15 protein-coding genes are annotated in these 22,464 nt (G+C 69.0%); 9 read left to right on the top strand and 6 right to left on the bottom strand.

The annotated features are described in order from the left end of the window. The first annotated feature begins 734 nt into the window (after positions 1–734). Both VJT49_RS13510 and VJT49_RS13505 read left to right on the top strand, forming a co-directional pair. Entirely contained in the window at positions 735–1,577 is an 843-nt protein-coding gene (locus tag VJT49_RS13510; protein ID WP_324165135.1) for a class II glutamine amidotransferase, read from the top strand. A 21-nt stretch (positions 1,578–1,598) separates the two neighbouring features. Then, positions 1,599–2,837 (top strand): cation:proton antiporter, encoded by a 1,239-nt coding sequence (locus VJT49_RS13505; protein ID WP_324165134.1) that lies wholly within the window; start codon positions 1,599–1,601, stop codon positions 2,835–2,837. A gap of 802 nt (positions 2,838–3,639) precedes the next feature. Here the strand turns inward: VJT49_RS13505 and VJT49_RS13500 are convergent. After that, positions 3,640–4,956: a lanthionine synthetase C family protein gene (locus VJT49_RS13500; protein ID WP_324165133.1), complete on the bottom strand. Its 1,317-nt coding sequence runs from the start codon at positions 4,954–4,956 to the stop codon at positions 3,640–3,642. Next, a complete protein-coding gene (locus tag VJT49_RS13495) occupies positions 4,946–8,044 on the bottom strand; it encodes a lantibiotic dehydratase (protein WP_324165132.1) in 3,099 nt (1,032 codons plus the stop codon). Before VJT49_RS13495 ends, VJT49_RS13500 begins: the two co-directional genes overlap by 11 nt. 431 nt (positions 8,045–8,475) lie before the next feature. Between VJT49_RS13495 and VJT49_RS13490 the strand changes: the two genes are divergently transcribed. The 7 genes from VJT49_RS13490 (at position 8,476) to VJT49_RS13460 (ending at position 20,347) form a co-directional block, all read left to right on the top strand. Next, entirely contained in the window at positions 8,476–10,404 is a 1,929-nt protein-coding gene (locus VJT49_RS13490) for an ABC transporter ATP-binding protein (RefSeq protein WP_324165131.1), read from the top strand. A 97-nt stretch (positions 10,405–10,501) separates the two neighbouring features. After that, complete coding sequence (locus VJT49_RS13485) at positions 10,502–13,402, top strand: AfsR/SARP family transcriptional regulator (protein WP_324165130.1); 2,901 nt, start codon at positions 10,502–10,504, stop codon at positions 13,400–13,402. Between the two features lie 90 nt (positions 13,403–13,492). Continuing rightward, positions 13,493–15,469, top strand: coding sequence for an AfsR/SARP family transcriptional regulator (locus VJT49_RS13480; RefSeq protein ID WP_324165129.1), 1,977 nt, complete (start codon positions 13,493–13,495; stop codon positions 15,467–15,469). Between the two features lie 239 nt (positions 15,470–15,708). After that, positions 15,709–15,999: a hypothetical protein gene (locus VJT49_RS13475; protein WP_324165128.1), complete on the top strand. Its 291-nt coding sequence runs from the start codon at positions 15,709–15,711 to the stop codon at positions 15,997–15,999. Between the two features lie 156 nt (positions 16,000–16,155). Further along, complete coding sequence (locus VJT49_RS13470) at positions 16,156–17,544, top strand: tetratricopeptide repeat protein (protein ID WP_324165127.1); 1,389 nt, start codon at positions 16,156–16,158, stop codon at positions 17,542–17,544. A 40-nt stretch (positions 17,545–17,584) separates the two neighbouring features. Beyond that, entirely contained in the window at positions 17,585–17,830 is a 246-nt protein-coding gene (locus VJT49_RS13465; protein WP_324165126.1) for a tetratricopeptide repeat protein, read from the top strand. Positions 17,831–18,025: 195 nt separating this feature from the next. Continuing rightward, positions 18,026–20,347, top strand: coding sequence for an SEFIR domain-containing protein (locus VJT49_RS13460; RefSeq protein WP_324165125.1), 2,322 nt, complete (start codon positions 18,026–18,028; stop codon positions 20,345–20,347). A 219-nt stretch (positions 20,348–20,566) separates the two neighbouring features. Here VJT49_RS13460 and VJT49_RS13455 read toward each other — a convergent pair whose 3' ends face one another. The 4 genes from VJT49_RS13455 to VJT49_RS13440 all read right to left on the bottom strand — a co-directional run. After that, positions 20,567–20,941 (bottom strand): hypothetical protein, encoded by a 375-nt coding sequence (locus VJT49_RS13455; protein WP_324165124.1) that lies wholly within the window; start codon positions 20,939–20,941, stop codon positions 20,567–20,569. Next, entirely contained in the window at positions 20,938–21,516 is a 579-nt protein-coding gene (locus tag VJT49_RS13450; protein WP_324165123.1) for a hypothetical protein, read from the bottom strand. Before VJT49_RS13450 ends, VJT49_RS13455 begins: the two co-directional genes overlap by 4 nt. Next, the gene (locus VJT49_RS13445) at positions 21,513–21,992 is read right to left on the bottom strand and encodes an AbrB/MazE/SpoVT family DNA-binding domain-containing protein (protein ID WP_324165122.1); all 480 of its coding nucleotides are present in this window, start codon (positions 21,990–21,992) and stop codon (positions 21,513–21,515) included. Before VJT49_RS13445 ends, VJT49_RS13450 begins: the two co-directional genes overlap by 4 nt. Before the next feature lie 241 nt (positions 21,993–22,233). Further along, on the bottom strand, positions 22,234–22,464 hold a 231-nt coding region (locus tag VJT49_RS13440), incomplete at its 5' end, for a hypothetical protein (protein WP_324165121.1).

The raw sequence follows: 22,464 nt of genomic DNA, 5'->3' as shown, positions 1-22,464 counted from the left end.
GTCCGCAGCAGTGCCAAACGGGAGCGGGCAGGCGGAGGTGGCCCTGCTTCGTCACGCTGAACACGCCACCGGCGCCATGCCGGGTGCCGGCTGTCAACCGAGCCGTGGTGACTACGGCGCGCTCAGCCAGGCGGCCGCGAGCCCGTACACCATGTTGGTCGTGCGGGGCGTGGGCACGATCGTCGGTGGCAGCGTCCGACGTACCAGCGTGCCCGCCAGGACGCAGAGGGGGTGGCCGGGATGACCACCGGCGCGTTGGTCACGACGACCACCGCCGGAAGACCGCCAAATGCGGCCTACACGGCACGCTGGGGGTGCTGGAGCGCGTTCGAGCACGAGTACGTCAGATGTGGCAGGCATGCCACGAAACTGTGTCCGAGGGGGACATACACGCCAACCACACCGCTTGGCCTTGGTTATGCGGTGTGAGCGAGGGATGGGTCCGTTCTCCTTCTCACGTGCCGGACCGACGGTCGATGACAACGATCGGTCAGGTCCCCGGGTGGTCGTGATGTGTGATCGACTCCAGGCCGCCGGCAACTCCAGTTGATACATCCAGCTGTCCGGGTCGGCCTCGTTGACATAAGGCCTGTCGTTCCACGGGGCCGGCTCCAGCGCCCATCGCGTGGGCCAACTCGGGCAGCACATCGGCCGTCGCTCAACGTGGGACGGTTCGTCCATTTCATCCCGTACAGGTGAGCCGGGCGGCGGTGACCTGTGACTCGATCGGAGGCATGTGTCGTTGGCTCGCATACTCCGGCTCACCGGTCTTCCTCGAGGATCTCCTCTACAAGCCCGCGAATTCGCTCGTACTGCAGAGCACGCACTCGCGTTTGGGCGCCGAGACCATGAACGGGGACGGTTTCGGCGTCGGATGGTACGGAAACCTCGCCACGCCGGGTGTCTTCCTGAGCACCGAGCGGGCCTGGAGCGACCGCAACCTGCGGGAGCTCTCCGCGCAGATCAGGTCCGGCCGGGTTTTCGCGCATATCCGGGCCTCCACCGGTTCGGCGGTCCAGAAGACGAACTGCCACCCCTTCCGTCATGGTCGCTGGCTGTGGATGCACAACGGTCTCGTCGCGGAATTCCCGGCCGTGAGGGGTGAACTCACCTTGGCCGTCGACCCCGAACTCTATCCCGGTATCGCGGGGTCGACCGACTCCGAGGTCCTGTTCTTTCTTGCCCTGACGTTCGGCCTGGACCGGGATCCGCCCGCCGCCTTGGGCCGAACCGTGGGACTCGTCGAGGAGGCGGGACGGCGTCACGGTGTCCGGTACCCGATCCAGATGACGATCGCCCTCACCAACGGCGAAACAACGTGGGCGTTCCGTTACTCCAGTGAAGGCCGGTCGCGGTCCCTCTTCCACAGCGAAGACGTCTCGACGCTCCGTCGCCAGTATCCGGACGATCCCAATTCGCACAAGCTTTCCGATGACGCCCGGCTGGTGGTGTCCGAACCGCTGGGAGATCTCCACGGGGCGTGGCGGGAGGTGCCGGGATCCAGCTACGTCGTCGCGCGAGGTGGTCAGGAGGAACTGCGGCCGTTCTCGGCGCTGACTTCGGCGGCAACCGGTTGACTCGGCTGGGTATCGGTTGGCATGGGCGCGAGTGGCGTCGCCGTGGTCATGGCGGCCATCTTCCTGTGGGGCCTGGTATCCGCCCGGCTGGAGCGCGCTTTCCTGACGGCACCGATCGTGTTCGTCGCGGTGGGCGGGATGCTCGCCGCTCTGGCTCGTGAGTTCGACCTCGATCCGCACAGGTTCAGGTTGCTCACCGAGGCCACACTGGTCTGGGTGCTCTTCTCCGACGCGTCGAAGGTCCGGTTCCGGGACTTCCGCTCCGATCTGGGGTTCTACGCCCGCCTGCTCGGCGTGGGCCTGCCGCTGTCCCTCGGCGCCGGGTGGCTGCTGGCCAGCCTGCTGGTACCGGGCCTGACGCCATGGCTCGCGCTGCTGGCCGCGGCCGCACTCGTGCCCACTGACGCGGCGCTCGGGTTGGTCGTCATGACCAACCCGGCCGTGCCGCCGCGGGTCCGCAGGCTGATCAATGTCGAGAGTGGACTCAACGACGGCCTCGTCACGCCGGTGGTGCTCGTCGCGATCGCCGGTGCCGCCCAAACCGGACAGGAAAGCGTCGGGAAGGTGGTCCTCGAGTTGGTCATGGGGATGGTCATCGGGGCGGGTTCCGGGCTGGCCGGAGGCTGGTTGTTCGGACGTGCAGGCCGGTCTGGCTGGGTTTCGGAGGATTTCGCCGGTCCCGCCGTGCTGGCACTGGCCATCGGCGTCTACGCGGCATCGATCGCCGCTCACGCAAGCGGGTTCGTCGCCGCGTTCATCGCCGGGTTGACCTTCGGTAACGCGGCCGGCCGCAGTGACATCAGGGACCTCCGTTATGTCTCGTACACCGCGGAACTGGCGTCCCTGCTGGTCTGGATGCTCTTCGGGGCGACCGTTCTTCCCGTCCTGGCACACGTTTTCGACTGGCGGATTGCCCTGTACGCGCTGCTCAGCCTGACCGTCGTACGAATGGCGCCGGTCGCGTTGTCCTTGCTCGGCACCCACCTCGACCGGGCGACGGTGCTGTTCGTGGGGTGGTTCGGGCCCCGTGGCCTGGCGTCGCTTATCTTCGCCCTGCTGGCACTGGACGCCCTGGGCTCGGGCGCCGACACCGTCGTCGCGGTGATCGCGGTCACCGTGCTGGCCAGCGTGGTTGCACACGGTGCCAGTTCGGGGCCGCTCGCAGCCCGGTACGGGGCGGCCATCAGGGCGCGGCAAGCGGGCAGTGACCGGCCGCTGCCCGAGTTCCGCTCGCCCGGTCAGCCGCTGTCGTCGACGTGAGCCGTCGACGCCGACGGCGCACCTCGCCTGCTTCGGGTGACGTCCGCGCGCACGGCTCGATGGATGCTCGGAACCCGGTGCGGACGCGGCGGGAGGTGAGCCGGTGCCGGCCAACACCGGGCGAGTGATCCCGCCGATCTGTGGCCCGAGACGATCCGGAGGCAAGGGCTGGGCCACGATGGATCACCGTGGTCCAGCCGCCCGGCGGGCGTGTGGTCAGTGCGCGTATCCGGAGGGACTTGAACCCCCCCGCCGGTAAGCAGGCGTTTCATCGGGAACGAGAATGACACCGACGGGAAACGCGCTGGTCGTCCTTGAAGGGGCGGGGCCGGTCAAAGGCTGATGTTGGTCCGGGTTGCGGTTGTTTTTCTGGTTTCCGCCGCTGGTTTGGGCGCGTGCATGAGACGTCGGTGTCAAGGCTGGCCGCAGGCCACCTCGGAGGGGCTTGGCCGATCAGCTCTTCTGGCCTATCCGAGGATGTGTTCGGAGTGGGACTTCCAGACCGCCTCACTGGCGATTGCGTTGTTCTTCTTCGAGTGCCCTTGTTTTTCTTGGAAAATCCTCACCAGGCGCCCCATGTTTTTCTAGGAGACGCTGAATATGGGGGCGGGGTCATATGATCAGTGCACCACTGGGGCGATTTGTGCGCTATCCACCCGGCTTCGGCTCTGATTCGTGTGATGAAGTTGACCGGAAGGGGTGTCTCGGGCGCGTTAGCCGGTCTTCGGCGGAAGGTAGGTGGAAAGAGTTGGTGGGCGGTTGTGCCGTGTGCGGCCGCATTCCCGGTCGCAGGAGTTTTGGTTCAGCTCAGCAGTAGGGCCGCGTCCCAACCGGTCGCCGGTGGCCGGCCGATCGCGTAGCCGTGGAGTGCCAGGGCGATGCCCGCGGCGCCCTCGAGGAATCCCGGCCGGTCGGGGCCGAGGGACGCCACCGGATGCAGGTAGTGGTATCCGAATGGCTTCTCGGGATCGAACTCCGCGGTGAGTCGTGCGGCCAGCGCGTCGGCGAACGATCGGTACTGAGGCAGGCCCGAGTCGTGGGACATCCGCAGTGCGATCTGCAGGAGTCCGGCCCGGCCGTGGCACAGGGAGGCGGTGCCGATCGCGCCGCCGTCGGTGGCGATGACGCCGTGGAACGCATGGTGTGCGTCCTCCTGCCATGCGTTGTTGCCGACGGCGGCGCCGGCGAGGTACAGCGCCCGCGCGATCCCGGCTGCCCCGTAACACCAGGCGTCGCGGATCCGTGGACCGGGTGGCGCGGTTCCGTCGTACTGGTCGGGGGTGACCCAATCCGGCCAGTACGGACCGTGTTCGTCTACCTTGCGCCAGCGCCACAGCAGATCGACGATCCGGGTGATCGCCTCCTCGTGGCGGGGCACGCGCACGCCGGCGCGGAGAGCGAGGGCCAGGAGTGCCAGCGGGCCCGCTACTCCGTGTGCGAGCCCCAGGTTCAGGTGTTCGGTGATGTGGCCGGCGGTGGCCGTCGGCGAGTGGGTCACCCACCATGCGGGCACCGCCCGGCCGTCCGCCACGACGGCGTCCGCCAGCGCGGTTTCCACCAGCGTCGTGAGAACCTCGGTGAGCGCTTCGCCGGTTGCCGGATCGCCCGTGACGCCGTGGCGTGCCAGCAAGAGCCGACCGGTACCACTGATACCAGTGACGACGTCGTATCCCGACCAGGTCGCGATGGCGACTCCGTCCGCGATATGCGCGTGGACGGTTCTGGCTTGCTGCCGCACTTTCGCCACGACCGCCTCGTCGAGCCATTCCAGCAGCGTGGCGTACCCCCCGGTGCCCACTGCCGCCGCATGCGCGGCGAAGGTGAGCGCGCACGGCCCGTTGAACAGCGTCGTCTCAGGTAGTGGTGATCCGTCCTCGAGCCCCGCGGAGAGATAGGCGTGCAGCACGTCGCGGTGACCCGTGTCCTCGGCGGTCAGCTCGGCGAAGAACAATGCCAGAGCCGGATTCCCGTCCGAAAGGGACAGTGCGGACCAGGGATGCCGGGTTTGCCGAGGCGTATGCATCAGGTTGCCGGGTGCGTTCGTCACGGCGAGAACGTGTTCCGCGTCGGACAGCCGGCGCGCGATCGTGTCGACGACGTCCGTCGTGTCAGGAGACATGGCTCAGGTGCCTTTCCCACTCGAGGCTGACGTGCGCGACCCCGCGAGCGATCGCGTAGGAACACTGTTCGGCCACCGGGGCGATGCCGACCAGACGGTTGTGATGCATGTGCAGCACGCCACTGAACGCCGTGGACGCCGATTCGAGCCGGCCACGGGCGACAAGATCGCGGACGAGTTCACCGTATAGTGCCAGCCGCGACGCGCGCCGGGACCAGGTCGCCACGAGGCCGGGGCCGCCGTCGAGGTCGGACAACCCGGGCCAGCCGCCGTCCGGATCGAGCAGCCGGACGGCCTCGTCGCGATGGCGCTGGAACGCTTCGCGCTGGTTTTCGCGGCGGAAGGTTTCGACGAGCCAGTCGCGCCACTCTCCGCCGCAGAGGTGACGGGCAAGGTCGACACAGTTTGCCGCGCCGAGCAGGGCCGCCGGCAGCCCGGTCGCGCCGTCGTGTCCCATCGTGAGCTGGTCCAGGACGCTCGCGGAGTCCGCGCAGAAAGCCTGCTCAGCCGCGTCGATCGCGTCGATACCACCGTACCGGGCGATCTCCGGCCGGTAGGTGTCCACCACGGTCTCGCGGATCAGCCCGGCCGCGGCGAGGTCGGCCGCCCAGTCGTGCACGGCACCGGTCAGCGACGCGCGGATTCCGCCGGGCTCGCAGTGGAAACGGATTCTCAGGTGTGGCCTGTCGTCGCGGTACCGCAGGAAGAACCACCGGTCGACGACATCGGTCGCGTGCTCGAGCAGGGCGGGCAGGTGGCGGACAAGCAGCTCGTCGTGCACGGGCTCGGCCGCGTACACCTTGAGCGAGAGCCAGGAACCTCCCGGTTGGTGCAGCCGGTGCGCCGCGGCCGGCCGCGCCGTGCTGGGACGCTGCCGCGGCCGGTACCGTTTCTGCCGTGGCCGTAGCGGGACGACGATCTCGGTCGCGTGTCCGCCGTTCCACCCGTAGTGGTAGTCGCCGGCGAGCGGCTCTTCCTGCAACACGGTGCCAGGATTGCGGCGCAGTTCTTCCCGGAGCAGTCGCAGTTGCAGGGGAGAGGTGAGGTCCACGCCCACCCGGTGGTCGGAATGGCGAAGATACCCCCGGTCGGGCACGGTCCATTCGGTGCGCCAGCGTTCGAACGCCGCGAGCCACCCGGTCTCGCTGGTGCCGGACTCGGCCAGTGCGGGATCGAACGACCACCGGGCGGCGGCGAGCACTGTCCGTCCATATCGGACCCGGGGCAGATAGGGGAGTTGTTCCGCGGGCCCCCAGTTCCACAGCTGCCACGGGGGTGTGTACTGCTCACCGATTTCCGCCAGCAGGCGAGCGGCGTTCGGCAGACCGGTGACCGCGCTCAGCGCGTTGAACGGCAGCGGTACCAGCTCTTCGCCGGTGCGCAGCGACACCACGAGAAACCGGTTCCGGTCGGCGGAGATCGCCAGCTCGTCCAGCCCGTGGACCCGCTGATCGGAACGGTCGGCGAAGACGCCTGCCTCGATGGTCTGTTCGGTCAGCCGCGGAACCCTGGTCACGTTGCCGAGCCGGTCGCCGACGACCGAGCTGATCAGCTGGGCGGGAACCGCATCGAGGGCGTCCGCCGCCCAGCCCGTCACTTGCGCGGCCAGGTTGGGGACCAGGGACAGATGTCTGCCGAACATGGCGCCGGATCGGGAGTAGTTGATCGGGGCGATGACGAGACGATAGTCGCCGGATCGCAGGTCCTCCTCGGAGTTCGCGAGCAGGGACGCGCACACCTCGACCTCGCTGCCGGGTTCGTCCTCGGCGCCGGGACGGCGTAGGTGCGTGAGGACGTCCTCGTCCAGCACGATCTCCGCCTCACCTCGCGCGGTGGCACGCTGTGCCAGGGCGAGCAGGAGGCGGCCGCGCGGGGTGTCGGCCGGCGCGGCAGGGGATGGGCTGCGGTGGCCGGGTGGCCTGAGGTAGCCGGCCGGAGCGCCGAGCCCCCTTTGCGGGTCCAGTAGCTCCTTGACCGGGACGAGCGTGCTCATGCCGTATGTCTCGATGAACTCGGCACGATAAGGGGCGAGCGGGTCCATGGGGGCTGCCCCGGCAGGCGCCGCCTGCCAGGCGGCCGCGACGGCTTGCGCGAGCTCCTCGGCGACGTCCGACGGCAGCACGATATCGGCCTCCATGCCGACGTCGACCTGTAGCAGCCGTTCCCCGCCCTGGAGCCGCCGCATGCGCCGCGTCGCCGAGTCCCAGAGCGACCGGCCGGCGCCGACGGGCGCGTCCGCGTATTCGGCCAGCGTTTCGGCGATCTCGCTGAGCGCGTCTCGTCCCGTGTGCCCGGGTACGCCGGAAAGCGCGTCCAGGATGTGCCGGAGTGGATCGGGGGAGGTGGTCGGCGGACGGAGGCTTGTCACCAGGAATCCCTGTCGCACCAGTTCCGTCAGCATGGCCCGGACCACCTGCCCGGCCACCGCCGGAAACTCCGCGGCCAGGTGTTCGACGAGTTCCTCGAAACGGCATGGCGTCCGCGCGAAGCCGAGCGCCATACGGACCGCGCTGGTGTATCGCACGGTGTGTTCGCTCTGGTCGGGACCTCTGTCCCGGTCGCTTTCCGGCAGGTGCGGCAGTACCAGTCGATCACCCCGGACGACGTAGCCGTCGCTGCTGACCACGCGCAGCTGCCCGAGCACAGCCGGATCGATCTCCCAGTTCCGGACCAACGAGGTCAGCCAGGCCGTGTCCGGCCGCACCTGCTTGCGATGCGCTGTGCCGATCCGGACCTTGACGTCGTTGTCGAATCGCGCCGACGTGACCCCGGCCATCAGCCCGAACGGGGTGGCCCGGCTGGACATGCGGGACAGGTAGCGCGCCGCGGACAGCGCCGCGCGCCGCAACCGCTTCGGCCGGACAGGTTCACCGGCCACGAGCCGGTCCAGCACGATGGCCAGGGATTCACTGGAGACAGTGATCGCCTCGCTGATGGCGGGGTCGGCCGCCACCGTGGTGAGGAATTCGCGCAGTCCGGCCAGGTCGTCGAGCGTTCGCGGTATTTCCGGAATCGCCGTGGACGAACCCAACAGCGAAAGACGTGCGATCGCGAATTCTGCCGGGCGGAACTGGGGATCAGGCGACATGACAATAGAACTAGCAGGCCGATCGGCGGGTGGTCAACGTGTGATGGCAATGACAGTCGAATGTTACCGGTGTTGTTCGGGTGTTATTTCGATGGCAGTGAAATGTTTTCGGTGGCTTGCTAACGTTTCGTTCCGAATGTTGGTTCGAGGTGGAAAGTGAGAAACCGAAATGGGTGAGTTCGATCTGGACCCCCGGATGCTGGGCCGGAACGCGGGATGGGTTGCCTACCGCGACGGGGGGCAGCTTGGTCGTCCGATGCAGATGACGCCGTCGTTGGGCTGCTACACGACGGCGTGCACGCTGAACGGCAGTACGTGTGAGGGCACGTGCGACTCCACTTGTCCGTGCACGACGCAGACTTGCGACGGCACGACAGGACATCCGTGCGCGTGCTGACCAGCGTCCTTGTCTTCGCGCGCCCGGGTGCGCGATGACCGGCCGGACAGCGGGTCCCGGCGGTTCTCCGCGAGACACCGGAGCGCCTGACGGCCGCGATCCGCTGTTCGGCGCCGGCTTCCGGCTTTCCTTCCAGGACCACCACCGGAGCCCGGGCAGCCTTGGGGCCCTGCGCAGGCTGCCCGCCGTGGTCGCGACGACCGCTCGGCTCGGCTGGCACGCCGACCGCGCCGCGCTTGTCGCTGTGGTCGTCGTCCAGCTCGTGGTGGCGACGTGCACCGCCGCCGGCTATCTCCTCGTGCGGGATCTGCTCAACGCGCTGGTTGGCCCCGACCCGGGCCGGCACATCGGGGTCATTGTGACCGTGGCGCTCGTGATGGTCGGTCTGAGCGCCCTGCGCGCCGGGTGCACCGCACTCGGAACCGTGGCGTCCGGTCGGCTGGGGCCTCGGGTCTCCCGCTCTGCCCAGATCCGCCTGCTGGAATGCGCGGTCGGCGCCGAGCTCGCGGCGATCGAGGACACCCGGTTCCAGAATCTGCTCGGCGCGGCCCGTCGCGGCGCGGATGCCGCGCGGCGCGTCATCGAACGCGCCGTCTCGCTCGGCGGCGGGGTGCTGTCGATCGTGACCACGAGTGCCGTGCTGGCGGCGCTCAACCCGCTGTTCGTCCCGCTTCTGCTCATCACGATCGTCCCGCGGGGCTGGAGCGTGGCCAGGAATGCGACGTCGCGTTACACCTCGGCGAAGCGATGGACCGAGCTGAACCGGCATCTCGACCAGCTGGCGATGCTCATGACCCACCGGGAGAGCGCCGAGGAAGTGCGGGCGAACGGGCTCGGCGGCTTCCTGCTGCGGCACTACCGCAGGCTCGCCCACGACAGCGAGGGTGAGCAGGCGCGGCTCGCCCGCCACGAGGCCCGGGTTCAGCTCGTCGCGGGCGCGCTGGCCGGCGCGCTCGGCGTGCTGACCTACGGGCTGCTCGTCCTTCTTGTGGTGACCGGCCGGATGACGTTTCCGGTCGCGACCACTGCCGCCTTCGCGATCCGCTCCAGCACGTCGAGTTTCGTCATGCTGGTCGGTCAGTTGCGCCAGCTCTACGAGGACGGCCTTTACGTCCAGGACTGGGCCGACGCGTGCGGCCGGGCCGCGAACGCGGGAATCGCGAGTGGCGCGACCGTGCCGGGGGCCGCGCCGGACACCGTTGTCGCCCGTGACCTGGGATTCCGGTATCCCGATGCCCCACGGCCGACGCTCACCGGCATCGACCTGTACGTCCGGCGGGGCGAGGTGATCGCCCTGGTGGGGGAGAACGGCTCGGGAAAGTCCACCCTGGCGAAGGTGCTGACCGGCCTGTACCTGCCGTCGAGCGGGACCGTGTCGTGGGACGGGGTCGCCGTCCAGGATCTGGATCGCCGCGCCTTGTTCGACCGGATCGCGCTGGTGACCCAGGATTTCGTGCAGTGGCCCTTCACCGCCCGGATGAACGTGGCCGTCGGCCGCGCCGACCAGCCCGTGAGCGAAGCGCGGCTCCGGGCAGCCGCCGAGACGGCCGGAGCGGCACAGGTCGTCGACGGCCTGGCCGACGGCTGGGACGCCCTGCTGGCCAGGGAGTTCTGGGGTGGTACCAACCTTTCGGGCGGGCAGTGGCAACGGATGGCGCTCGCCAGGGCATGGTATCGGGACGCACCAGTGCTGGTCGTGGACGAGCCGACCGCCGCGCTCGACCCGGCCGCGGAGATCGCGGTGTTCGACGAGATCATCGGCTCCGCTTGGCGCGGCCGCTGCGTCGTTCTGGTTACTCACCGTCTCGCCTCGGTGGCGCGGGCCGACCGCATCTACGTTGTGGACGGCGGGCGCATCGTAGAACACGGCAGCCACTACGAGCTGATGCGCGCCGACGGGCGCTACGCGACCATGTACCGCCAGCAGGCGGACCAGTACAGCGGCCGCGCCGCCACCACCTGACCGGCCACACCCGCCTCGCCGCCGCCCCTCGACCAGCGCCGGTAACCGGCCGTTGGATAGTCTGCCCGGACGGGACGCTGAGCCGGGGAGGGGCGCGATGGCGGTCGAGTTCCGCGTGCTGGGCGACATCGGGGCGGAAGCCGACGGCCGGCCGCTCGACCTCGGCCACGCTCGTCAACGGCTGGTGCTGGTGGCGTTGCTGGTCGACGCCAATCGCACCGTGCCGGTCGAGCAGCTCATCACCCGTGTCTGGGGACAGGACCCGCCCCTGCGCGCGGTCAACACACTGCAGACCTATCTGGCCCGGCTCCGTCGGGCACTCACGGGGACCGGCGTCAGGATCGAGCGCCGGTCTGGTGGTTACCGGATCCCTCTCCACGATGTTCGCACTGTGGACCTGCATCGTTTCGGTGACCTGCTGGCGAAGGCCCGCGCCGCCGAACACCGTGACGAGGCGGCGGCGCTGTTCGAGCGTGCCTTGGAACTGTGGCGCGGAGAGGCGCTGAGCGGGCTGGAGTCGTCGTGGGCGGCTATCGTCCGCGAGGGGCTCGACCGGCAGCGAGGCGCCGCCGAGTTGGACTACATCGACGTGCAGCTGGAGCGTGGCCTCCACGCGGAAGTCGTGGCGGAACTCGCCGTCCGCGCCGGCGAGCACCCGCTGGACGAGCGCATCGCGGGTCGGCTGATGCTCGCCCTGCACCGCAGCGGCAGGCAGGACGAGGCCTTCGCCCACTACCAGCGGATCCGAGTGCGGCTGGGCGAGGAGCTCGGCGCCGACCCCGGAGCCGAGCTGCGCGCACTACATCAGCAGATCCTCACGGCGAACGCGACGACCCCGCGCCCAGCCGCGGCACCAGTGGAGCTTTCCCATCCCGTACCACGGCAACTGCCGCCGCCGTCGGCACGCTTCTCGGGACGGGGCGAGGAGCTCGACGTGCTGACGGAGACTTTGGCCCGCGGCTCGGGCGCCGACGGCGCGACGCCGATCGTCGTGCTGCACGGGAGCGGGGGAATGGGGAAGACCGCGCTCGCCCTGCGCTGGGCCCACCGGCACACCGGTGAGTTCCCGGACGGGCAGCTGTACGCCGACCTGCGAGGGTTCGACCCGGCCGAATCCCCGACACCCGCTGACGTGGCCGTCCGCGGGTTCCTCCACGCACTCGGCGTGACCAGGACTGCGATGCCGGCCGACGCCGACGCCCAAGCTGCGATGTATCGGACACTGGTGGCGGGCAAGCGGATGCTGGTCGTTCTCGACAACGCCCGCGACAGCGTGCAGGTCGCGCCGCTGTTGCCGGGGAGCGGCGGTTGCGCGGTCCTGGTTACCAGCCGCGACCGGCTGGCCGGGATGGTGGCCGCACGCGGCGCGCGTCCGCTGCGCGTCGGAATCCTCACCTCCGCCGAGGCCCGTGAGGTGCTCATTGCGTGGCTGGGCGAGGAGCGCCTCGAGGCCGAATCCGAAGCTGCTGACGAGATACTCGCCCGGTGTGCGGGCTTGCCACTGGCGTTGAGCATCCTGGCTGGGCGGGCCACCGCTCACCCCGAACTCCCGCTCGCGGACCTCGTCGCCGAACTCCGCGACGTGACGACTCTGATGGGAGCTCTGGACGACGGTGAACCCGGAGCGAGTCTGGGGGCGGTCATGTCCTGGTCCTACCAGGCGCTGGCCCCCGACCACACCAGGGTCTTCGGGTTGCTGGGACTTGCCCCTGGCCCGGACATCGGTGTGCGGGCGGCGGCGAACCTGCTCAACCTGCCGCCTGCCTCGACCGCCGTGGTTCTCCGCACCTTGGAACGGGTTTCTCTGCTGGAGCAGCCTGTTCCCGGCCGCTACCGGATGCATGACCTGGTCCGCTCGTATGCGGTGGACCGGGCTCGCGGGGATCTGCCGGACGACGTCCGGACGGACGCGCTCCGGCGGCTCGGCGACTTCTATGTCCGCACGGCGTTGAGCGGCAACCGGATCCTGCATCCGCACGCCGTGCTCGTCGACAGCGGCGCACCGGATGCCGACGCCCATCCGCATCCGTCCCGGCCTGCGGACGAGACCACGGCGCTGGCCTGGTTCGACGCCGAGCATGCCTGCCTGCTGGCGACCCAGCAGCTGATGGCGGCCCGGGACTGGCACCATCCTGTTTGGCAGTTGGCCTGGGCACTGACCGCGTTCCACTACCGGCGCGGGTTCCTCCACGAGGATCTCGCCGTGTGGCCGGCCGCCGTGAACGCCGCGGACCGGCTCGGTGACCCCGCGGTCCGGATCACGACCCACCGCCGGTTCGGCCTCGCCTGCGCCCGAGGCGGCCGCCACGACGACGCGCTCAGCCACCTCGGCCTGGCGCTGAACCTGGCCGAAGAAACCGCCGACCGGCCGAGCCAGGCGATCACCCGTCACGACCTGGCGCAGACCTGGGAGCTGCGGGGAGACGACCGACAGGCCTTGGACCACGCCACCGCCGCGTTACGGCTGTTCCAGACGCTGGACAATCCGGTCTGGAAGGCCCAGGCACTCAACGGGGTGGGCTGGTATCTCACGCGGCTGGGCGAGCACGACGAGGCTCGCGTTCATTGCGAGGCGGCGTTGGCCCTGTACCGCGAACACGGCCATCCGGCTGTAGCGGACGTTCTCGACAGCCTGGGCCACATCGCACATCACACCGGGCGCAACGACGACGCGCTCGATTGTTATTACCAGGCGCTCGTCCTGTATCGCGAGGTGGGCAACACCTACCTCGAAGCAGACACACTGGAGCATCTCGGACACGCTCATCTCGCTCTCGGCGCCCTTGCCCAGGCTCGTGAGGTGTGGTGCCAGGCACTGGAGCTCTACCGTGCGCAGCATCGCATCGCCGATGCCGACGACATCGGGAAAAGCCTCTGCCGTCTCAAGGGGCGACCTTCGGCGGGCGGGAGCGGAAACAGCTTGCTGGCGGCCGGCGCTTCGACGATGCCGAGTCCGCGGGGTACCCATCCTGATGATGGGGGCCGCGCCGGCCCGTGACCAGCGGGTTCAAGCGGAGTTCAAGGTTCGTTCCGCCCTCCACCCACACCGTGATCTTCGTGATCCGCGGGGTCGCGAAGGGTTCGGGCGATGCCGCTCAGTTCGGGAGACCCGCGGTGTGATGACTGGTACGGGTGCATTGGGAGGGCTATGCGTGTCGAGGTCGAGGTGCTCGGTTCGCTGCGGGTTCGCGTCAGCGGCGAGGTGCTGCCACAGATCAGCGGCAGGGGCGCCGTCCTGCTGTCGAGGCTTGCCTTGTCCGCGGGGCAAGTTGTCGCGGCCGACACGCTGGCGGACTGTATCTGGGGAGAGCGGCTGCCCACGCAGGCGCGCGCCAGTCTGTCCAACCAGGTGATGCGATTGCGCAGGGTGCTGCGAGCCCCGATCATCGAATCCGCGCCGCCGGGGTACCTGCTTCGGATCGCGCCCGGGGACGTCGATGTCCTGGTGTTCCGCCGAATGGTCGCCGAGTCGCGGTCTCTGCCGGACGATCGGGCGCGTGACCTGCTTCGCCGGGCATTGCTGCTGTGGCGGGGGGATCCGCTGGCCGGGTTGCAGTCCGAGGCGTTTCAGCGTGAAGATGCGCCGGCGTTGGCCGAGGAGCGGATCGCGGCCCTGGAACGGCGCATCGAGCTCGACGTCGCGGCTGGTGCGCACGCGGAGGTGGTGCCGGAGTTGCGCGAGCTGACGACCCGCCACCCGTTGCGGGAGACGGCTGTCCGGCTGCTGATCATGGCGCTGGTGCGGTGCGGGCGCCGCGCCGAGGCAGTGATGGCCTATCACGAAATGCAGGGGCGGTTGCGTACCGAACTCGGCATCGACCCGTCCGGAGAGCTGCGTGCGGCGTTCCGCGGATTGCTCGGCGACGAAACCGACGCGCGCGAAGGCAACAGCGGCCGAGGGAGCCGTTGCACCTGCACCGGTGAGTCGACGTCGCGGCGCCCGGCCACGACAAATCCCGACTCGGCCGGTGAACGCGAAGCTACTCTCGGCATTTCCCGCCAGCTGCCCGCCAAGATCGCCGACCTGGTGGGTCGCGAAACGGAGGCAGCCGGTGTCGTTGGGCAACTCGGCGCTCGCGGGGGAGAACCTCTCGCGGTGGTCAGCGGGCCTGGTGGCGTAGGGAAGAGCGTTCTGGCTGTCGAATGCGCGCACCGTCTTGTTCCAGCGTTTCCCGACGGCCAGCTGTACGTGGACCTGCGGCGCGCGGGAACCTCCATCGCCTTGGCTTGTCTGCTGCGCGGGCTCGGTCTCCACGACCAAACGATGCCCCGGTCATCGGACGAGCGCGTCGCGCTGTACCGGTCGCTGACCGCGTCGCGAAAGGTGCTGGTGGTGCTGGACAACGTCGTCGACGAAAGCCAGATGAACTTGTTGCTTCCCGCGGGAAGCGGCTCCGCGGCCATCATCACCGGGCGAGCGCGCATGGCGTCGCTTCCCGGAGCACACCGGATCGATCTCGGCGCGCTCGATGAGCAGGGCGCGCTCGACCTGCTGGCACGCATCGTCGGCCAAGACCGGCTCGCCGCCGAGCCCGAGGAGGCAAGAAGTATCGCTCGCAGCTGCGCGGGACTACCCCTTGCACTGCGGATCGCCGGCGCACGTCTCGCGGCACGGCCTCGGCGCCGGCTCGCGACGTTGGCGGGTCGGCTGCTGGATGACGCCCGTCGGCTCGCGGAGCTCCGGCATGGCGAGCTCGATCTGCGTTCGTGCCTGGCACTCGGTTATCGGCCCCTCCCACAACAGGCCAAGAGACTGCTCTGCCGGGTCAGTATTTTCGACGTCCCGACGTTCCCCGCGCATCTCGGTGCCGACCTGCTGGGCATCACCGTGGCCGAGGCCGAGCGGTTGCTCGAGGATCTGGTCGATGCCCGGCTGTTGGATACGGCCGACGACCAGGAAGGCGACGCACTCCACTACCGGATCCACGACCTGGTCCGGCTGTACGCGCGCGATCAGGGGAAAACTGAGGATATGATCCGCGAGAACGAGCCCGTCGCCGCACTGAAAGAGCAGAATGCACGGCTCGTGCGGGCGGTCTGCCCGAATCCGCGAGTAGGGCGGTGACACGCGTTCGGGATGGCGATCCGCTCTCGCTGTTCATCCGCGGCCCGATTTGCTGCCCGGTTTCGGCGTCCCAGCGACGCACAGTCCCATTGTCTGCACCGGTCACCAACGTGGGCCTGCCGTCAATGGGCGCGCCGACCGTCATGCCCCGCACAGGACTCGCGTGGTCACCGAATGGTTCACCAACGGCCTCACCCGTCTCAACATTCCAGCGGCGAATCCTCCCATCATCCTCGCCCGTGAACAGCACCACCGTCGGTCCCGGAACCGTCAGTGCCGCCATGCACCACGCGGGGCCGGCTCCCGACGAGATCGGTCTTTTGACCGGCCCGGATGGCTGGGTGTCGCTACGCCAGGATGTCCGGGCCGGGGGCGGCTACGCCTATGGCGCCGTCGGCGCGGACATCCATGTGTTCGGCGACGGAACCCCGGTGTACCTGCTGTTCGCCCATCGCCCGACGACCGCCCACGACACCGAATGGCTGCGCCCATCCCAGCCGGATGCTGGACGCGCGCGCCGAGGTCGTTGATTTCACCGGTCGCGATGCGGAACTGAGCGAGCTGGTCACCTGGCGGGACACCGGGCTCGGTTCACTGTGCGGTGGCTGCACGGCGAAGGTGGCCAGGGCAAGACTCGGCTGGCCGCCGCACTCGCTGCCGACGCCGAGCGCCCCGGCTGGCTGGTCGTGGACGCCGTGCATCGCATGGAGACCCATCCAACGCAGGCGGGCAGCCAGGATATGCGCGTGACCGAGCACGCCGGGGTGCTGCTGGTCGACTACGCCGATCGATGGTCCGTGTCGGATCTGGGTTGGTTGTTCCAGAACCAACTGCTGCATCAGCCGTTTCCGACGCGGGTGTTGTTGTTGGCCCGTTCCGCCAGCGGCTGGCCCGCGCTCCAGGCGAAGCTCCACGTCTGGCTGTCCAGACTGGGGCGATACGAGGAAGCGTTGTCGGCCACCGAGGAAGCCATCGCGGCCCACCGGAAACTGGCGGACACCAACACCCCCGACCTGCCCGCCTTGGCCGCTGCCATCCACAATCGCGCTGTTGAACTCTTCAACCTGGGGCGCCGAGAAGAGGCGTTGAAGGCGGCCGAGGAAACCGTCATGATCCACAGGACGCAGGCCGAAGCCGACGCAGCCGACCTCCCCGCTCTGGCCGTAGCGTTGCACAACTACAGCGTGGACCTGTCCGATCTGGGGCGAGAAGATGAGTCGCTGTCGGTCGCCGAGGAGGCAATCACGATCTACCGGGCACTAGCGAAGGACAACCCCGAACGCCACCTCACCGAACTCGCTGTGTTCCTGGAACACCTGAGCGAGCGGTGGGCCAGCCGGGGACGGCACGAGGAGGCGTTGTCGATCGCCCAGGAGGCCGGCACCGTCTGTCGGCGCTTGGTCAAGACCAATCCCGTCGCCCATCTTCCTGGCCAGGCCGGAGCCCTGGACATTCTCGGCAAGTGGTTGGGCACGTTCGGGCGATGGGACGAGGCGCTCCAGGCCACCGAGGCGGCCGTCGAGATCCGACGGCGGCTGGTCGACGGCAACTCTGCCGCGTTCCTTCTCGACCTTGGCGTGACGCTCAACAATCTGAGTAATCGGTTGTCGGAGTTGGGGCAAAACCAGGAGGCATTGCCGGCGAGCGAGGAGGCCGTGACGATCTACCGCCGATTCGCCGACGCCAACCCCACCTCCTACCTCCTCACTCTCGCCCTGACGACAACGAATCTCGGCGTTCGGTTGTCGGAATTGGGGCGAGCGAACGAAGCACTGTCCGCCACCCGGGAGGCCGTGGCGATCTACCGGCGACTGGCCGAGAACAACCCCGCCGCCCACCTTCCCCGTCTCGCCGGAACCCTGCGCAATCTGGGCGCCTCGTGGTCCGTCCTGGAGCGGTGGGATGACGCACGGCTGGCCCTCGCGGAATCCGTGTCGATCTATCGGCGGCTGGATGCGGCCAACCCCGCCCACTTCGTGGATCTCGCCGCCGCCCTGAGTAACCTGGCTGCTGTCCAGAGTCCGGAGGAGGCACTGCGGCGGAGGAGGCCGTCGCCATCTGTCGGAGTCACATGAACCCCGGCCTGGCCAGTGACCTCGCCAATTTGGCGCAGCATTGACCAATTTGGGCAACCGGCTGTCGGATGTGGGGCGAGCCGAGTCGGCGTTGCCGGTCAGCGAGGAGGCCGTGGCGATCTACCGCCGACTGGCCGACGCCAGCCCCGCCCACCTCCTCGGACTCGTCGCCGCGCTGCGCAACCTCGGCATCCGGTTGTTTCAACTGGGACGACAGCCAGAGGCCGTCCGCGCCATCGAGGAAGCCGTCAGAATCCACGACCTCCTGCACAACCAGGCTGTGTGAGCACCTTCCGACGCCAGGGTCGTCAGTCGCCGCGCGGCTCGCCGCTGACTGCCGCCGAACTGGTCGAGCTGATCGTGCCGGACACCGACGGGGTAGTCCGGTGCAGTGTCCGCAATTCGCGGGCCTCGCAACGGAAATCCGGGGTTCCCGCCCCGGCCCGATGCAGCGGCACTAGGGTCGGGCGGCGTGCCGCCCATGCGACCTCCCCGGGTGTTCGTCTCCTACGCCGATGACTCCGGCGAACACACCGACGCTGTCCACCGGTTCGCCCGTCGGCTGCGCGGCGAGCTCGGCATCGACGTCCGTCTGGATTTGTGGGAGCGCGATCGACGGCGGGACTGGCTCGACTGGGTGGTGGACCAGATCGAGCATGGCGACTTCGTGCTCGCGATCGCCTCGCCCAAGTACAAGCGGTTGGCCGCGTCGGACGGTGAGTCTCACGGGCACGCCCGGTTCCAGCTCGCGATGCTGCGCGAGCACCTGGCCGCGGACCGGCCCCGGTGGCTGGCCAAGATCCTTCCGGTCGTCCTGCCCGGGTACTCCGCCGACGACCTGCCGGCGTTCCTCCAGCCCTACTCCGCGACCCGATACGCAGTCCCTGGGCAGCTCGACGAGTTGCTGCGCGTGCTGACCGGGCAGTCCCGCCACGTCCTGCCGGAGCTGGGACCGCCCGCCGATCCGGCGACCGCAGAACAGGACGGGCTGTTCCGCTCGACGCCGCTGGGCGCGGACCTGAGCCGGGTGTTGGTCGAGGCTGCGGAGGGGCTCGCGGGCGCGGTCGCCCATCTGTGGCGGGGCGAGTCGAAGCGGCTCGGCTTGGACGACCCCCGCCCGCTGGCCACCCGTTGGACGGCCGAGGGCGGCGAATTCGACCGGATCGGGCCGTTCTTCCGCCGGAACGTGCCGACTCGCCGGCTGATCGTGCTCGGCGGCCCGGGGTCGGGCAAAAGCGTGTCGGCGATCCGACTGGTGTCCGACGTGCTGGCCGAGCGGACCAAGGGCGACCCGGTGCCGGTGCTGGTCCCGGTCACCGACTGGCATCCCGGCGAGCTGCACGCGTTCGACTGGCTCGCTCGCCGGCTGGCCCGCGACCACCGGCTAGGCCGGACCGTGCGCTGGGTCGACGGGAGGCGCACCACGCTGGCGTCCGCGCTGCTGGAGGTGGGGCTGGTGCTGCCAGTGCTGGACGGCCTGGAGACGATCGCGGACGACCTAAGGCCCGAGGCGATCGCGGCGCTCAACCGCCTGGGTTCGTCGGTTCCGCTGGTTGTCACGTGCGGCCTGGCCGAGTATCGGGAACTGGAGGCGGCGGGCGTCGGGCTGGCGCGCGCCACCCGCGCCGAACTGCTGCCGCTCGACCGGGACGACGTCGAGGACTACCTGGCCGAGACCGTGCCGCACGGAGTGTCCCGCCTGGCCCCGCTGTTCGCCCGGCTGCGCGCGGAACACGACCCGACACCGCTCGTGGTGTGGCTGGTCCGCGTAGTCCACCAGGAGCTCGACCGCGATCCCGGCGACCTGTGTGACCGGACGCGCTTCCCGGACCTGGACTCGATCGAGGCCCACCTGCTGGAGCATCTCGTCCCGGCGGTCTACCCGGACCACCCTGGCCGCCGCCCCCGCGCGGCCTTCGCCCGCGTACACCACAGCACCGTGCGGCGCTGGCTGGAGCACCTGGCCAACCACCTCGGTCCGACCGGGTCAGCGGACATCGCGTGGTGGCGGCTCCACCGCTCCCTCCCGTGGGTCACTCCCACCTGCCGTTTCGCGGCGGGCGGCGCGCTGGGCTTCGGGCTGGTCAGCGCCGTCGGCGTCGTGCCCGGGTTGGTGGCCGCCGCCGTGGTCGGGCTGGTCGCCAACAGCACCCGGTACATGGCCTACTTCAACGTGGCCGACCTCGAAACCCCGCACGCGTTCGACGCCTCAGCGCTCAAGTTGCGTGCCGAGCTCCGCGACTTCGCGAAACTGCTGGGGAGCGCGCTGCTGTTCGTGGTCGGAGTATTCTCGCTGCTGGTCGCTGGCCGGGGCATCGCGACGGGACTCGTGTTCACCCTCCGCGCGGTGCTGGTGCTGACGACGCTGGTGCTCGGTGGAGGGTTCCTGGTCTGGTGGTTCGGCCGCAAGCTGTGGCATCGGCAGCGCCAGGGCAGCAGCGACGGCCTAGTGGTGCTCGCCGACCTCAAACGCACAACAAGCCCGGGCGGTACGGTCCGCGCGGACCGCAAGGTAGTCCTGGTCGGCACGGGGACAATGCTCGCGATCGCGGCGTTGTTCGCCGTGCTGGGCGTCGACTACGCGGTCCGGATCGCTTTCGGCTACGCCGCCGCCTGGATGTTGTTCAGCGCGTACGCCAGATTCACTGCGGCCCGGCTCGTGCTCGCCGCGCGCGGCAGGCTGCCGTGGCGGCTGTTCGCGTTCCTGGACAACGCCCGCGACCGCGGCGTGCTCCGCCAGTACGGGGCGGTCCACCAATTCCGCCACCGGCACCTGCAACGGCACCTGGGCGGTCCCGCGTAGCCGGTGCGGTTGGTTTCTCGGACGTCGCGCGGGGCACCTGTCGTGCCGAAAATCTCGTCCATGCAGGTCAAGGGACATGTCGATACTCGCACGGGGAGCAAATTGGGAGCAGACATGCCCGTCGAACCGCTCTTAACTGCATCCGACGACTCCGAACGGACCAGCGCTGACTAGTGGAAATCACATTTCCGCTAGTCAGCGGACGATGCCGTCCTTGGTTCACACCGAGGAGGTCAGTGGTTGATTCCCACAGGGGTGGGGTTCTTGGGTGAGGGCAGCGAGTGCGGCGGCGACTTCCTGGGTGCTGGCGCGGACGTAGGTTGTGGTGGTTCCTGTGTCGCCGCCTGAGTCGGTGTGTTCGGCGTAGGCGCGGGTGATGGCGTAGCCGAAGTTGCGTTCGACCCAGGTCAGGGTGGTGTGGCGGAGCCAGTGGGTGGAGATTTGTTGGGTGGCGACCCAGGGGAGGTGTGTGCCGAGTCGGGTCCAGAGGTGGTCGTAGCGGCGGGTGGTGATCGGTCGGCCGTCAAGGTAACGGAGCAGTTGTCCGTCGCGGGGAGCGTGCCGTTGGTGGGCGTGGTGCTGGAGGTGTGTCATGAGGGTGGGTGAGACGGGTTGCCAGCGGACGGTTTTAGCAGGTTGTCGAGGGCGGGGTCGTTGCCCGTGGTGGCGGCGGTGTGGTTGATCTCGGTCAGCCGGGTGTCGGCGACGGCTCGTCGTGTGGAGGGTAGGCGGCGGGGTTTGGCGACTTTGCTGGCCGGGTTGTCGGCGGGGTCGATCAGGCCGTCGTCTTCGGCGTGTCGGTAGAGGCAGCGCAGCGCGGCGACGAGGTGTTCGCCTGCGCTACGCCCGCCGCGGGCGTTGCGGCGGGAAACAACATTGGTCTTGATGTGTTCGACCAGTTGTTTGATTTCGGAGGGGGTCGGCTCGTCAAGATGGCGGTGGCCCCAATGCTCATTGATGCGATTCCAGTAGGAGCCGTAGACCCTGCGCGTGCCGTCGGTGACGGCCGCGGAGACGATCGGGATGTACTCGGTGAAGGTGGGCAAGGGTGGCCGGGCGGTGTGCGTGGCCAGGAGGTCTTCAGGTGACAGGCCCATCCGGGCGAGGAGCAGCCGTGCGGCATCCAACTCGGCCGGGGTTGCGGCCAGCTCGGGTTTCTGGGTTGTCATGTGAGATCACCGTCCAGCAGCTGCGCGTGGCACTGCGCGAGCAGGTCGTCGAGGACTGCGGGCGGGTGCACGATGAGGAGGTCACGTTGCGGGTCGGCGGCCAGTAGGACGCGGTCGCCGGGGATCAGGCCGCAGCAGTGCCGGACGGGAGCGGGCAGGCGGAGGTGTCCCTGCTTGGTCACGCTGAACACGCCGTGGACGTCGGAGCGGATGAGGAGGAGCCCGCCGGATTCGCGGATGTCCAGGCGCGTGCCGGGCACCCAGCCGAGCGCGGTGACCACGGTGTGGTCGGCCGGGCGGCCCCGGCAGTCGACGGCCGCGAGCCCGTACACGATGCTGCTCGTGCGGGGCGTGGGCACGGTCGGCAGTGGCAGCGTCCGGCGGGCGCCCGACGTCCCGACCGACCCGTCGGTGTGCCCGTCAGAACGAAGAGGAGTGGCCGGGATGACCACCGGCGCGATCACGGAGTTGGTCATGATGACCGCCGCCGGAAGACACGCAAACGCGGCCTATACGCCACGCCGGGGTGTTGGAGTGCGTTCGAGCACGAGTACGTCAGATGTGGCAGGGATGCCACGAAACTGTGTCCGAGGGGGGACTTGCACACTATCCACCCGCCTTCGGTTGCCCACTTCCAGCTGATGAGGCTTTCCCTGCTCATCCCGCCGTTGACCGGGCGGGTGCCAGGCCCGCTGGGGGATGACACGAATCCCCTCCTTACGAGGAAGCCTGCTTCTGCTTCTTGGACGCGAGGCGCATCGCGTGTTGCCGTGCGCGCTCCTCCGCCTGCAGGCGATCGGCTTTTAAGTACTCAGCCAAATCGATCGGCAGGCCGCTTACCTCGGTGAACTTGCGCAGGACCAGGTTAGCGACAAGCTTCGGCTTCGCTACCATTGACGGCACCTCGACGTCATGCCCATGGAGCTTGCGCAACGGCGCTTCACGGAT

The sequence above is a fragment of the Amycolatopsis sp. genome (genome assembly GCF_035276945.1).
Classification (GTDB): Bacteria; Actinomycetota; Actinomycetes; order Mycobacteriales; family Pseudonocardiaceae; genus Amycolatopsis_E.
The sequence above is the reverse complement of the archived record's forward strand: the minus strand, read 5'-3'. Positions and strand labels throughout refer to the sequence as shown.

Excerpts from the sequence above, each read along its gene's own strand:
- VJT49_RS13510 (WP_324165135.1), top strand. The coding sequence starts at position 735 with ATGTGTCGTTGGCTCGCATACTCCGGCTCACCGGTCTTCCTCGAGGAT.
- VJT49_RS13505 (WP_324165134.1), top strand. The coding sequence starts at position 1,599 with ATGGGCGCGAGTGGCGTCGCCGTGGTCATGGCGGCCATCTTCCTGTGG.
- VJT49_RS13500 (WP_324165133.1), bottom strand. The coding sequence starts at position 4,956 with ATGTCTCCTGACACGACGGACGTCGTCGACACGATCGCGCGCCGGCTG.
- VJT49_RS13495 (WP_324165132.1), bottom strand. The coding sequence starts at position 8,044 with ATGTCGCCTGATCCCCAGTTCCGCCCGGCAGAATTCGCGATCGCACGT.
- VJT49_RS13490 (WP_324165131.1), top strand. The coding sequence starts at position 8,476 with ATGACCGGCCGGACAGCGGGTCCCGGCGGTTCTCCGCGAGACACCGGA.
- VJT49_RS13485 (WP_324165130.1), top strand. The coding sequence starts at position 10,502 with ATGGCGGTCGAGTTCCGCGTGCTGGGCGACATCGGGGCGGAAGCCGAC.
- VJT49_RS13480 (WP_324165129.1), top strand. The coding sequence starts at position 13,493 with ATGCCGCTCAGTTCGGGAGACCCGCGGTGTGATGACTGGTACGGGTGC.
- VJT49_RS13460 (WP_324165125.1), top strand. The coding sequence starts at position 18,026 with ATGCGACCTCCCCGGGTGTTCGTCTCCTACGCCGATGACTCCGGCGAA.
- VJT49_RS13455 (WP_324165124.1), bottom strand. The coding sequence starts at position 20,941 with ATGACACACCTCCAGCACCACGCCCACCAACGGCACGCTCCCCGCGAC.
- VJT49_RS13450 (WP_324165123.1), bottom strand. The coding sequence starts at position 21,516 with ATGACAACCCAGAAACCCGAGCTGGCCGCAACCCCGGCCGAGTTGGAT.
- VJT49_RS13445 (WP_324165122.1), bottom strand. The coding sequence starts at position 21,992 with ATGACCAACTCCGTGATCGCGCCGGTGGTCATCCCGGCCACTCCTCTT.